This window comes from Neobacillus pocheonensis (genome assembly GCF_050477905.1).
Lineage (GTDB): Bacteria > Bacillota > Bacilli > Bacillales > Cytobacillaceae > Neobacillus > Neobacillus pocheonensis_A.
Window position 1 is genome coordinate 16115 of sequence record NZ_JBCNAD010000067.1, and the last position, 14482, is coordinate 30596.

The 14482-nt window shown below is 38.1% G+C and carries 10 protein-coding genes; all 10 read right to left on the reverse strand.

Features of this window, described 5'->3' with window-relative positions:
- Positions 1-3: 3 nt before the first annotated feature.
- The gene (locus tag ABES02_RS27665; protein ID WP_430141021.1) at positions 4-3063 is read right to left on the reverse strand and encodes a UvrD-helicase domain-containing protein; all 3060 of its coding nucleotides are present in this window, start codon (positions 3061-3063) and stop codon (positions 4-6) included.
- Between the two features lie 145 nt (positions 3064-3208).
- Positions 3209-4849, reverse strand: coding sequence for a dynamin family protein (locus tag ABES02_RS27670; protein WP_430141022.1), 1641 nt, complete (start codon positions 4847-4849; stop codon positions 3209-3211).
- A 245-nt stretch (positions 4850-5094) separates the two neighbouring features.
- The gene (locus ABES02_RS27675) at positions 5095-5421 is read right to left on the reverse strand and encodes a hypothetical protein (protein ID WP_430141023.1); all 327 of its coding nucleotides are present in this window, start codon (positions 5419-5421) and stop codon (positions 5095-5097) included.
- On the reverse strand, positions 5414-5842 hold the full coding sequence (locus tag ABES02_RS27680; RefSeq protein WP_430141024.1) for a hypothetical protein: 429 nt from the start codon (positions 5840-5842) through the stop codon (positions 5414-5416). Before ABES02_RS27680 ends, ABES02_RS27675 begins: the two co-directional genes overlap by 8 nt.
- 35 nt (positions 5843-5877) lie before the next feature.
- The gene (locus ABES02_RS27685) at positions 5878-7686 is read right to left on the reverse strand and encodes a dynamin family protein (RefSeq protein ID WP_430141025.1); all 1809 of its coding nucleotides are present in this window, start codon (positions 7684-7686) and stop codon (positions 5878-5880) included.
- 1 nt (position 7687) lies between these two features.
- Positions 7688-9457 carry a dynamin family protein gene (locus ABES02_RS27690; RefSeq protein ID WP_430141026.1) on the reverse strand — a complete coding sequence of 590 codons (1770 nt, stop codon included), beginning with the start codon at positions 9455-9457 and terminating at the stop codon, positions 7688-7690.
- Positions 9454-10905, reverse strand: coding sequence for a hypothetical protein (locus tag ABES02_RS27695; RefSeq protein WP_430141028.1), 1452 nt, complete (start codon positions 10903-10905; stop codon positions 9454-9456). The genes ABES02_RS27690 and ABES02_RS27695 overlap by 4 nt, the downstream gene beginning before the upstream one ends.
- A gap of 1 nt (position 10906) precedes the next feature.
- Entirely contained in the window at positions 10907-11842 is a 936-nt protein-coding gene (locus tag ABES02_RS27700; protein WP_430141029.1) for a hypothetical protein, read from the reverse strand.
- Between the two features lie 47 nt (positions 11843-11889).
- Positions 11890-13437 (reverse strand): dynamin family protein, encoded by a 1548-nt coding sequence (locus ABES02_RS27705; protein ID WP_430141030.1) that lies wholly within the window; start codon positions 13435-13437, stop codon positions 11890-11892.
- A gap of 80 nt (positions 13438-13517) precedes the next feature.
- Entirely contained in the window at positions 13518-14027 is a 510-nt protein-coding gene (locus ABES02_RS27710) for a helix-turn-helix domain-containing protein (protein WP_430141031.1), read from the reverse strand.
- Positions 14028-14482 lie beyond the last annotated feature (455 nt).

Genomic DNA, 14482 nt, shown 5'->3' on the forward strand with positions numbered 1-14482 from the left:
CTCCTAATTCCCCATGTCCAATTGCATGGACCAGGTGTCATTTTGTGGTTTAGTTGGCTGTAGAATAATCAATCTTTCCCGAGACCTTGTCATCGCTACATACAGAAGCCGCGTTTCTTCTTTGACAATCTCCTCTGTTTCATGATTATTAAAATCATGATAAAACTCGTTATCAAGCTTCTGTTTTTTAATAAACCAACCAACCTTTTTCTTGTGGTCATCAAATAAAACTTCATCCCATTCAAAATGGAAAGGCTGATCGGTAAAAGGCATGATGACGGTATGGTATTCAAGCCCTTTTGATTTATGCACCGTGACGATTTCAACCACATCCTCTGTTTCAACCGCTTCTACTCGGGGCTCATCTTCCTCACGATTGGTTTTAATATTAATACCAAGCCATGAGTGAAGCGCATAAAGAGTCGCATTCGTGCTGTCAAATTGCTGGTGAAGGAGGTTCATCAAATGATTCAAGTTCGTTTGATATTTATGAACCTCAAATTTTGCTTTTGCTTTTTCTTTATCTGTCGGTTCTTCAGGAATCAGCGACAATTTTTTAGAATAGAGTGTTTGAAAAATGTCAGGAGTCATGAATTTTCGAATGACAGCAAAAACAGGCTTCACTCTTAGATGTTGGACATGGCTTTCAAAATCATCTAGTAAGCTATGATTCTTCCTTAAATAGTCCAGAATTTGATCATTGTCACCTTTGAATGGAACCAGGTTGTCTAACAGTACTTCGGCTTTAAAAAACGGAGTTGCCAATGCATTAAGCACGCTTTTCGCATCATTTGGAAAGAGCATTGCCCCTAACAATGCATAAAAATCCTTGACAGCATCGCTATTATAAAAGGTTCCGCCTACATTCATCTCCGCCGCAATCCCATGCCTATCCAGCCAATCAAAAGCTCGCTTCGCCTGATTATTCGTGCGTACTAGCAAAGCCATTTTCTTTTTCTTGGATTCATGTGTTTGGTTTTTAATTAGTTCCTGTGCCTTCTCCACTTCAATCAGCACTTTGTCTTTTAGCTCATCGGCCCATTTATTGTACTTTTTCACACGAAACTCATTCATACCAAATGTCGATTCTTCATTCCCAATTAACTGGTCATTCTGTTCATAGGTTAATTCGCCGCGCTTGCCCCAGGCTGTAAAATACCGATCCAGCCTTTCAAGCAATGTCTTAGAGGTTCGATAATTGATTTGTAGCGGTTCTTCGATAAATGGTTTCACATACTCACTCAGCTGGGTAAAGGCCGTGTAATCTGCACCTCTAAAACGGTAGATTGATTGCTTGATGTCCCCTACAACAAATAAACGAGCGTGAATCATTTGATGAATTTGGGAAACAAGCTTGATTTGAACATCATCGCTGTCCTGGAATTCATCCACAAACAAGTATTTAAATTGATACGGAAGTTCCTTGAGAGCTTCAGGCTTTTCCGAACTAATTTCACTTATTTTCCTGACCAGATCTCCAATCGTGATGGCATTTTCACGCTTTTTAACGCGATTAAATTCTTCTTCACAACGTGGAAAAACATAGGAGAATAAGTCATTTAATTTCTCGAAGGGCTCATCCTGCCTATTACCTTCTTCACTCCATACCAATTCAGAAATTTGCTTTTCGCTTAACCCTTTACTTTCCATCTCATCCCAAAACGTTTCAACTATTTTTACAAGCTCATAATGCCGAAACTCTTTAAGGCCAAGTTCATCAATCGGTCTCCCCGCAACAAACTCATTTAATATTGTACTGATGATTTCTCTGCGCTTGACCTTGTAGCCTTTCAGCTGTACATTACGACCAAAGCCTAGAATGAAACCAAGCTCCTGAATCAATGACTTCGCAAAGGAATGTATGGTGCTGATATTCATTTCCCTAAGCTCTTCCGCATATTCAAGGAACCGGGGCTGTTTGGTGACCTGCTGTCTCAGTACCAATTCCTGTTTCAAGCGGTGTTTCATTTCCTGTGCCGATTCCCTTGTAAAGGTAATCATGACGATATCCTTCAAAGAAATTCCCTCCACCATTGCGAGCAAATACATGATGCGCTGAATCATAACCGTGGTCTTCCCTGTACCAGCACCAGCAGTGATGGTTAAGTTTGAATCTACAGGAGAGTGCTCCACCTTGTATTGTCCCTTGTTAAAGCGTGGAAATTGGTCCAGCCATTCCTTCTCAAATGCCTTGTCCACTCCAATTCCATCATAAATCGTAATCGGTTCATCCAAGTGATAAGGTTTTTCGGAAACGGTATATTGAAACAAATAGGCTTTTTCAAATTTCTTATAAAAATCACTCGGAAACCATTCCGATTTCTTTTTGAAATGAGATAAAACAATGATTTTAATCCCTTTTTCCAATAGCGGTTCAAATAATCGCTTATCTAGAAGAAGCTTCTTTTCTGTGGATGCAATATAAAGCAGCGAATATTTCGGTCCCTCTTCTTCCTCCGGAGTCACTGGCAGCTTTCCGCCGTGAATCAATTCCGTAAAATCTGTCCACTCGTCATCCCCTAGTGGAACAAATGAACGGTAAAGGGAAGCGTTCGATACCATCTCAAGAAGCATATTCTCATTGTTGAGGTCATCCTTGAAAAGGATTGGCGGGTTACTCGGCAGGCGATCAAAGCCTCGTTGTTCCCATTCTGATTTTGTTATATATGGAAGGGCTACCAAAACTCTCCTTGAAAGCTTGTCCGCTAATCCTTCTTTCTCACGCACCCAATCCATCAAACAATGCATTTGGTCTTCCGCCTGCTGGTATGGATTGCCTTCCTGTCTATAAAAGTCCTGATAAACCCATTTATGTCCATGTATCGCAACGATTTGATCAATCGTAATTCCTTTTACTTCAATAATGGTCATACCCAATTTTTTATCTAACAGTAAAATGTCTGGTTCCTTCCTACTCGAATAATCAGCCGAGAAGATAGGATAGTTCCAATAACCTAGACATTCTCTTTTCTTAAAGGCGGCTTTGAAAGCCTCCCACACGATTCCTTCGGCTTTGCTGCCCTTCTTTTTTCTCATAAAGGTAGAAATAAATAGTCCAGCCAAAACTTCACCTTCTTTAGTCATTTTATCCTATTTTTTGACATCTATTATTATAGCAAAAAATGTTACTAGAATGTGAAATTTCCTATAGTTGACAGGAGAAAGGTTAAATTGTTTAGTAATCTTAGAAAACTGAACTTCGAGATCTTCAAATTCCATCAACCATCTCTCTCACTTTCCCTAAATCATGCGTTAGTTCACGTAACTGCTCTTTTTGCAGCTCCTCTTCCTTCTGTTTTTCCTTTTTCACATCGGCAAGTGCTTGTTTCATCAACTGCTTCTGCTTTTCAATATCCGCTTGAATTTCCTCATTGACTTGGTCAAGATAGGCGGTCAACTCTGTTTCTACATTACTTCCAGCCACATCAACGATATGGGGAATCAATTCTCTTGCAACCTTTTGTTTAGCCAATTCACGTTTTTCTTTTTCTTGTTTGGATTTAAAGAAACTTTCTATGAAAATACCTATGGCACCGGCAATAATCGCCCCAATCGGACCGCCAGCAATAACGCCCCCAATGGTAGCAAGAATAACGGGGAGCGATTTGACCACGAGGTCCTTGACCATAGTATCAGTCGCTATTTTTACATCATCGATTTTAATTTCTGTATCCATGATGGCATTGATCTGTATTAACTCAGAAACATTTTTTAAATGCATTTGAAGCTTTGGCTCAAATTCACTCTTTATCCCCGCGATCACTGCACTTCTGACAATGAAATTGACCTTTTCAGTAATATCCTTGCCATTTAAAATCATGGCCTCCAATGTAGATTGGCTTGAAGAAAGATCTGAGCTGATTTTCACTTTGATGCTGTCGATACATTTTTGAAGCTGGGTTTCGAACTTTGATTTTTCCTTTTCCAATTTTAAAGAAATTTCCGCAACCTCTTTTTCCAATTCCTTTTCCTTTTGTTCAAGTTCTGAAGAAGAAAGTTCATGGTTATGCAGTCTTGATTGAATGTATTTTTCAACCAAAGAGGTATGACTTTTTAATTTTCTAAAGTAATTTTCCTCAAAGATTTGCTCACTTTTTTGCTGAATCTCAGCTAGAAATTGTTTGACTTCCTCTACATTTTTGTCCCTTTTTGACTTTACGCAAGCGATTTTTACATCCTTAATCCCCAATAATGCAGGGATATTTGTTCTAAAATACCGAATGTTTTCTTCAAGTTCTTCAGCTGAAACTTTATCGCATTTGGTAATCACTACATATACAGGAACTTCATGAAGCTTCAGTTCTTTGAGAAAGTTTGCAATGCTTTCCTTGATGACGGGTTCATCTGCACTGAAGGTAACAATGTATGCCAGGCTGTTTGGCAGGTATAGGTCGATTGCCTTATTATGTAGTTCAATCCCTGAATCAAATCCCGGCATATCCACGATTTTAACTTTTGGGATTTGTTTTAGGAAATCATGGTTATATTCTATTTTTACTAGTTTGGTAGTATATGTATCAATGTCTTCTTCTATAAATTGTTCAATTCTTAATTCTTGGACTTGTCCATTTTGATAATAAAAAACGCGATTTTTTCCATAATAGATTTCAGTAGGGACAGCTGTTTCAGCCGTTATTTGAGTTTTAAGCAGGGTTTCACCCAAAATCGCATTGATCATTGAACTTTTCCCGGTACTGAAACCGCCAATAATCGGTGTCGTTACCCGGAAGGAGGCCATCTCCTCTAAATCTTTTTTTATTGCATCCCCGGACAATCCGTATTTATCGGAAAGCTTAAGACATACTGCAAAAAATTCTTGTAAATCTAAAGTTTTTAATACAGAACTCATATCCATTACTCCTTTTGTAAATCGTCTAGGTCAAACTAATAAATAGGTGTTAACTAATTTTCGCAAGACTTTTTATCTATTAAAAGGGTCTGTTTCGAAAAATAGTATAAAAGTCATGGATTGGAAATCAAAAAATAACCGGACTTAGAATAATCCTGCCCGGTCCAATTAAAAAGTTACTTCTTAAATGTCGGTTCCATTTTCTAAATTTTGGAACCGACATTTCTAGCTAGCTAGTAATAATTTCAATAAGCTTGTTGTTTTGCCATTTTCGATTTTTGCGTTGATAGTTGTTTCCTTTTTTGGTGCAAATCAGTAATGTAATCCTCTAAGCTAGACATTATTGCTTCCGGGCATAGACGGGCAAGCTGCATTTTTTTAAATTTAAATTGCATTATTTCCATATCAATTTGATTCATCATTTTTATGATTTCTGTAATTTCATTTCGGAAATGGCATACTTGTCGCTGCTTAAGCTCTTGAAGTTTTTGTTGAATGAGCCGTTCTGCCTTTTCCATCTCGTTAGCACTGACAAGCTCTAAAATATAATTAACAATTTCAAGTCTATTCATTTTTCAAGACCTTTGGGATGATTTCGTTATACAGTTCCATTGCTGCTTTACGATCTTCTGTGGAAAGGTGCTGATTAAAGAGAACTGTTGTTAATTCCTTTAGAATATCCGTTACCACTTTACCCTTAGCGAGGATATCGTCGCGATCTTGACATCGTAAAGCGATTTCATAGTCAGTGATTTTTTCAAGTTTCCGAATTTCAGCATCGATTTCACTTATCCTAGCAGCACTGTTAGCGCGAATTTGTAAAATATTTATGATTTGCTTCCCAATTTGAAGGACATCCGTTGCAACATCCAGCTTTTTCATGGCTATAGCATGGTTATTTTCCATTTCTTTTAATTCAAGATTGGAATTTATCTTAGTTTTTACAGGTGTTATTAGTTCGCCTGTATAGGCCGGCTCTTTCAGTTGATTCATTGGCTCCTCTACCTGTAATCGACTCCTTCTCGCTGTCACACCACAACACGCTCCTTTTTGATATCGGATATCAGTCCTTGAATTTCATGGATATTATTCTCCAATTGTTGAACATCAGTAGCATTTAACGGATGGAAGTCAGTTGAATTCAACATGGTTAAATAATCGTCAAAGTTTTCATCCATATTTTCATGATTGACCCTTCGTAATTCTTCCAAATCCTTTAATACAGACTTAATCGTATCCTGCTCCCATTTCTCCGTGCCTTTTCCGACTTCGCCAATTAGGCGTGTTTGCCATCTATTAGCCTCGATTACATAGAAAACCCCTTCAATAAAAAGGCTGACTGCAATCGATAAATTTCGAGTCGATGTCGCGCCTATTTTTTTTAGAAAACCTGCTAGCGCATTGTGTGTATCTCGAGAAAAAGTCTTTCCGACCAATTTCCCAGCATATTTGAGCCCTTTTTTGGCTAAATTCGCAACACCAGCCCCCGCTCCACCACGACCACCGTATCGGGCTAAAAAGGTTTTCAATGCGCCATCTGTCGCCCGATGGGCAACTTTCCGGCTAATACTTTCTACAATCGGCTCAAAATGATTACTGATTATTCTAATCTCTGTTTGAAAATTGACAATTGCTTCATTGACAAGCTCCTCAAGCTTCCTATTGAGCTCCGTTAACTCCAGCTCAATGAAATCAGAAATGTTCCTTCGTTCTAGTTTTTCATATCGTGGCATTAGATGTGCCTCGACATATCCTGTGCACTCTTCCGCCGATGTCCATTTATTAGCTTTTTGAATTTCATTTTTTATGTTGCCGTTTATATTCCGACGAGCCTCCGTGAAAAGTTTCGGAAGCTGACGCTTTAAGCGATTAAACGTTTCATCGATGAGCAAGGCCGCTGCTTCTTTTTTTTGCTGTAATTCATGAATCGAATTTTTAAGTATTTCGAGTTCTTCATCGCTCACCTTTGCCATCATCAATTGTTGCTGCCAGTAGTATTCAGCCTGTTGAAGCAATTGAATTTGATAGTTTTGTAGAATCATTTCCACATGACGTTTACGTTGCTCAGATTGTACCTCTTGCCTTACTGAAGCCCAGAGATTGTCCGCCGCTGGCAGTTTTACACCATCACCTGGAATGCTTCGGACAATGAAATAATCCACATTTGAATGCAATAAGTCATTTGCATAACTGATAATCTCTTGGATGCGGGCATCTTTTTCGGCAACATTTTCCGGAACCCGGTTTATCACTAAAAAGAAACGAATATCCTCTTGTAAGAAATGCTCAATATAATGTAAAAACTCCGCATCATTTTCACCGATTCCTACTCGATAATTGACAACATAAATAATAACATCACTGTTCGGAATGAATTCCTTCAACACTTCCTCATGCTCCTCATGGATAGAGCCATAGCCAGGCGTATCAAAAAGACGCATTCCCTGTAATCCATGTGGCATTTTCGGAAGGTTTAAACGTAATCTTAGGACATCGTGGGAAGGCTTTCTCGTTTCAAGATGAAATTGTTCCTTCGTTAGCCGCCGAAGACGAGCATTTCTTAGTAACGCATAATGAGTGATTTCGGTCTCCTGTTCATCCTCAAGAAATTCAACTACAGTCCCTGTCGTTGGGCTGGAAGAGACAGGTAGCACTTCTTCATCCAGCAACCCATTAATTAACGAAGATTTTCCTGAACTGGTTTCGCCAAGAAGCGTGACAAAACTTTCGGGGTAATCTATCCGTTCCTGTAATAATTGAAAGATTTTCGAAAGTTCTGGGTCACCTGTTTTTTCGATAATAGGATGGATGGAATCCATGGTTTGTTGTAACGACATTTCACTTCAACTCCAATGATTTGATATAAGCGAGATCATCCCTTAATTGATGCTCCTGTGCTTTATATTCATCAATTTCCATAAAACGTATTTTCCGTTGTTCCTCATACTTTTCCTCAAGCATCCTATCCTGCTCTTCTTTTACCTTCTTCGCTGTATTCCGAATAGATGAAACAAACCCTGTTAATTGTTCAGTCAGTGATGTTTCTAGGTTTCTTCTAAAGTTTTCAATGGGTTCCTCTAATTGAGCCATTGTTTTACTTTGGCGGGACTCCTGAATCGATTGCTTGGCTTTGTTACCAAACCAGTTTAATGCTACCGTTAAGACCGCGGTCGCTCCAAGGGCTGCCCAGCCAAATGGATTCGAAGCAAGTAATAGGACAGCTACCCCCCCAGCAAGTGAAAGCGCACTAGGAATGCCCTTTTCAAATTTAAATTTTTCCTCTTTCGAAATATTCTCGAATGAATCAAAAGAACCCTTCGCATTCCTGACATGAAGATGATTAAAGGACTCTTCAACCTTTAGTTTCAACTCAGTTGTTGCCTCTAAATAGGCTTCCAAAATATCATCGGTTGCATCTTTTTGACAATCCTTAAAGGCAGTTGCCAAACGGTCACCGTCAACAACATTGCTTTTGATAATACGTTGCATATCTGCGCGCAAATTTTCCTTTCCTTCACGCGTGATTCTTTTTATGTAGGTTAGTAATTCCCTTTTTTCATCCGATAGCATGTTCTCCAACATTCGAAGAACCCGATTATTTTCTTCTATTATTTTCTCTAGTTCTTCCTCTTCACGCCGCAGTTGTTCATAATGCTCCTCCGGCCCTTTTTGGTAAAGCTCGATTTCCTTTTCTAATGCGGCCTTCAAATCTGCAAATGCCTTTTGCTTTAGATTCTTTAATTCATCCTTAAGAACGGTAGACCAAGAATTGGAAATCGATGTGAAAAATAGTTCAAATGCTTTTAGTCCTGATTTTTCTCGTAAATCTTGATCGTTCATTAACTTCCCTTTAAGGGCAGCATAGACATTAATAATCCGAACATCGATAGGGTGGTCCATATGATGTGCATCGCGAATTTTTTCCAGAACTTGATTGTTGTGTGCTTTACCGTCCTCAACTTCTACTTTTGATTCATCATTCCATTGGTTTTGAATAAACCATGCCTTAGAAAGCTTTGGCCAAACCGCTTTCAAGAAATTGGCTTCCTGTTTAGTGATAGGTGGTACCGTTCGAAGCATAAAGATAGCGGCAGAAAGCCTTTCAATATAATCCATGGTTGTTTTAATATTACTTTGGGTTAAGCTTCCAACACCGGGCAAGTCAACAAACACGATTCCATTCTTTAATAACGGTTCGTCTTTAAACACTTGAATGAACTTCACCTTTTTTTCATTGCCTGGATTGTAGTCGTTATGCACGTATTGTTCGAGCTGCTGCAGACTTGAAATAGATACTGGCGACCGATTTTCAAAATGGACTATACTGGGAGAACCCTTTTTTCCATATCGAATTTCAACAGGTACACAGGTTGTCTCATCAACATCGATAGGTAAGGTAACCTCATTCATTAATAAAGCATTTAGAAAACTACTTTTACCCGTACCCTGAATGCCGAGGACCGGTACATAAAACTCTTGTGTATTACTGTTTTTTATTCGGTGCTGTATGTTTTCAATGTATGACAATCCAGTACCAGGATCAGGTGTGCCTAATACACGGTTAAATATTTCTATAACACGCTGTTCATCAAACATAGTTTGTATCATTTTTCTACACCCTTTCTTTTAAACCATTTTTTATAAAATGGTAAATTTGTGTACTCTAGTTTCCTATGTATCTCATTTAGTTTTTGTAAGATAGACTTTTGATCAAGTCCATCCATCAATTCCTTCTTCATCAATTCCAATTGGGTTTGCTGATTATTCAATTGCTGTTCCAACGATACCTGATTTAATTTTAGTTCCGTTGCAAGCTGTTTGAATTCTTCCTGCCCTTTTTGAAGAACATCTAATTGCGCTTCTATTTTAGTTGTAACAGTGGAGTACTTAGCATCGAATCTTTGTAATTCCTTCATTTGCTTTTGCATAGTGGAATCAGACTGAAGCAGTTGGGTAGTAATGCTGGACTCCAATGACGTCAATTGCATTTGGATGTCTTCAGACAAATGTCGCAGTCCGGCGGATACACCACCCTCAATAGTGGCTGCCAAACTCGATTTCAGTTCATTCAACGTTCCCTGCGTTGCTATACCGAATTCTAGCAATTCAGTAATGCTTTGATTAAGGATAGCCACTTCTTCTGCTAGATTCGTATTAGTCCTATCCAATTCAGTTTTAATCTGCTTTAGGGATTCATCCTTCAAAGCTTGTTGATTTTCAATGACAAAATTAACATTAGCCTCAATCTGTTCGTTTAGCGATTGAATTTGATCAACCTGAATTTGCTCGGCCTTTTCAAGTTTTTCTTGGAGCGTCGTTTTTAATTTTGATATAACACTTAATACATCCCCTACATCGCGCGAAAGACGTGTAATCGGTTTTTGTGTATGGGTCATCCCTTCCTTAAGCGAGGATAGTTGGGTAGAAAGTGTGGATTGTAAAGCCGTCAATTGGATTTGGGTGTCTTCAGACAGACGTTGAAGTCCGGGGGATACACCGCTCTCAACAGTGGCTGCTAAACTCGATATCATTTCATTCATTGTTTCCTGCGTTGCTAAATCGAATTCTACCAATTCGGTAAAGCTTTGTTTAATCAAAACAACGTCTTTTGCTAGATTCGAATTGGCATTATCCATTTCAGTTTTAATCTGCTTTAGGGATTCATCCTTCAAAGCTTGTTGATTTTCAATAACAAGATTAACATTAGCCTCAATCTGTTCGTTTAGCGCTTGAATTTGATCAACCTGGATTTGCTCGGCCTTTTCAAGTTTTTCTTGAAGCGTCATTTTTAATTTTGATATAACACTTAATACATCCCCTACATCGCGCGAAAGACGTGTAATCGGCTTCTGTGTATTGGTCATCCCTTCCTCTAAAGAGGATAGTTGGGTAGAAAGTGTGGACTGTATTGCCGACAATTGGATTTGGGTTTCTTCAGACAGACGGTGTAGCCCGGCGGATACACCCCCCTCGATATTGGCTGCAATACTTGACTGTAGGTCATTCATTATCCCCTTTGTCGCCTCATCTATTTCTATCATTAACGTTTTTCCCATATCATTTCACTCCAGTTTGCTTCATCAGCGCATTTAAATATTGATTGTAGGCATGCATCATCAAGCTAGAATCAATTAAATACGACATCTTTTGTTGAAGGTATTTCGTTAGTTGTGTGGAATCATGCACAATCGCTTTCGAATGGTCCAAGTGTAAATGCATGATTGAAAATAATGGGCTGGCATCATTCACCAACACCTCACCTTTTTTAAAGATGGTCAATTGTTTAAATTCAGCGACAATGTCGACCACTTCATCATATGCACCATTTTCCAGAAACTCTTTAAAGGACTGCATTACTAGATTACAAACACTCTGACGTAAAATTGGCAAACTTAAAATCTTGCTCTCGGCGAGTTGCAATTTTGCTTGCCCAGCTTGTACAACATTCGTTAAAACATAGACATTAAAGCGGATTTGCTGCATGATATACTCAAGTTCGGTTCTTTTCTCCCTCGATAACTTTATTTCGTACACAATAAGGAGGTTCTCCTTCACCAGCAACCCTTTATTAGGCAGGATTTTTTGTTCATCATTCGTTAATGGTGTATTGAAAAAGCGTTGTGAAAATTGTGCTAACGCTAAATCATCCCACCCTAAAAGAACGTTTTGTTGATGCTCTCTGCTAAGTCGATTTAATGTCTCGACATGCTTTGTACATTTTTGGAAAATGGATTGTAAGATTTGATTGCTCATTTCATAGAACCGATAGGTCATTTCATCAAGTTCCATTTGAACCATCTTGCCAGATTGGACAATCCTTTTTTCGTTTTTAAATTTCAATGCGTTTTGGTATATGACTCTTTTGTTATCCTTCAAATCTTTCTCCAAAGATGTGTCCAACTGCTGTAACTTTTCAATTAAAAATTTCAGGTTATTCAATTCATTTCGATGTTTTTTCTTCTCCTGTAACGCAGCCTTTTGCTCAATCTGCAAATTATGGAATTCCGCCATCGCACTTTGTAATTGGTTCTCCCATTCTTTTAGCTTTTGGGATAGCGCATGGTTAAAGCTTTGTTCAAACGAAGATTACGTACCATTTGGGGCTTATCCAACTCTTCTACTGAATCATTAACGTATTCATATCCCCATTCCTTATTGAAAATGGAGCCGAAAAAACGTTTGGTTTTCCCTGAAAAGCCACTTGATTCTACTCTGACGCGCCTCTGTTTCGTGGTTGACTTCAATTCAAAATAGTTCTGTGCATTTTGCTTGGTGGAACGGACCGCGATTGAGCGAATCATTTCTCCGAGATTGAAGCCGAGCTTATCCATAAAGACTGTAACTTCAGAGTTCATTGTACGCATTGATTGTAAAAATTGGTCCTCTATATTGCTAGACCTTGCCTTAATGTCACTTAAAATGGATTTTGCTTTCAATAAATCATTAATTCTTAAATTATCAATTTGTTGTATAGCAGAAGAAATTCCACTTTTAAAATTCGCCAAGGTTTTTTGAAGTTCAAGCCTTTTCCGTGTTAGAATATCCTGCATTTCCTGTGATGAATTAAGGTTTTCTTCGAGACGAAGCTCCATTTGTCGGATTTGTTGGTCAAACGATGCCCGATTACCAGATAAGTTTTTTTCTTCGTCTAAAATTGATTGAATGAAGCTCTTTAAGTTATTTCCCCGGGTATGGAATAATTGAGGACCCATTTTTTCTTGATAGGATTGAACCGTCTGTATTAGATTGGCGATTTGGGATTCCTTAATCTTTTGAGCATTACTTTCCCTGCGTCCATCCACTGCACGTTTCGCTGATACCTGAACAATTTGGACTATTTCATGCAGCTTCGGGTCAATGGCATCTAATATACGTTTCGTACGTGCTAGGTGCTCATCCGCTATCATTTTCCGTGATTTTTCAACCCGGCCATTTCTTCCTAGTTTAGGCTCAATCGAGTCCAGCATGTTTTGTACAATGATCATTGGCTTATGTAAATCATGTATTTGGCTCAGAATCCGTCTTGTCGTATCATCAGAGTTTGTTTTTAAGGTAACTGTATATAAGCAAAGGTCGATAGTAGGTAAAAGGGTTGATAATGTCAATTCATCATGGCGCTCAAGACCAAACGCATCAAGTCCCGGGCTATCAATAATTTGCACATCATTTGGCAGTAAAAAATGCCTCGACTTTAATCGTATTTCTTTAACTTTATAGCGGTTGCCCTTGTTTAAATCCTCGTCCCCGTATTTTTTTAGTGCTGCCACAATATTGTATTCATTTACCTTTTCAATCCGATCATCCTCAAACACAATTTCTGCACTTGTCGTTGAACCTTTTGAACAAACAATGATTGAGCCGGAGCTTGGCCGTACTGCAGTGGGTAAAATATTATCCCCCAATAAAGCATTCAATAATGTTGATTTACCGCTGCTTGTTACTCCAATAAGTCCAATTCGAATGGTCCTATCCGTCCATCGTTCAAGCCGAGAACGCAAATCAATGATGTAGTTCTGGAAATATTTTTTGGTAATTTCGTCATTATGTAAAATACTATTGATCTTTTTCGCATATTCAATTTCATTCATTATTCTTAGTTGACCTCCTCGAAAAGAGTGCACATTATATTAGTCAAATTGAACCCTACCAAAAAGTAGTCCCTTTATTCTTATTTCTGTAATTTATTCTCAACAACGGGCAGCAGTTCGTTTATTGTTTTTAATTCATGCTTTAATAATGTCAGTTCATGTTGGTGTGAGCTTATTTTCGCCTCTAATTCTAGTATTTCTTTTTCTAAAGAAAGTTTTTTCACTACTAATTCAAAGCGCATTTTCTCCACATTCTTAGGATCTAATTTATCATCGTTTAAAAACACCATTGTCTTCTCAAATAAGCTGCCAACTGCCAGACCCAAAGCTGATCCTAGTAAAGTACCAACCCCAGGTATTAATGAACCTACAGCTGCACCCATTGTAGTGCCAGTGATTGCGCTAGAAACAGCTCTTGTCCAACCTTTATGTTCGGTAAGAAATCTTTCTAGTTCTTTTGAACTAACTCTATATCCATACCCCTTACCTAGGTCTTCTGCATCCAATTTACCGTCCCTAATCCATCTCCGTACGGTTTCTTCGTTAACATTCAGCTTTTCTGCTATCTCCTTGGTTGTCAAAATATCCATAAATAAAACCTCCTAAACAATCAAGAAGAATATCAAATATTCTATCGCTGTTTATTTTTAGACATAATGAACTATTAATCTATGGATGTAGAATACATCATGCTACAATTGGAGATTGCCATTTATTTACTGTCAATACTCATTTTCCCATTTAGTCATACTTTTTAACTATTTATTAATATTAAAAAAGTACCATTCCCAAATTAAAGGTACGATTATTCCCTTATAAGTAATTGGCAAATTAACCCCATGTTTTTTAACAAAAATCAATAGATTATTCTTTTCATAAAAAAATGAGCCACTGTCATTACGAGGGCACTGAAAAAGTCCAATTCCAAAAAAGGCAGTTGAAAGTTCAATTGAATTGAACCTTCAACTGCCTTTTTATTTTATAATTAATGATATTAAATATATGTAGGTGATTTTCCAAAATGAAGAATCTCTCAATCTTAGTC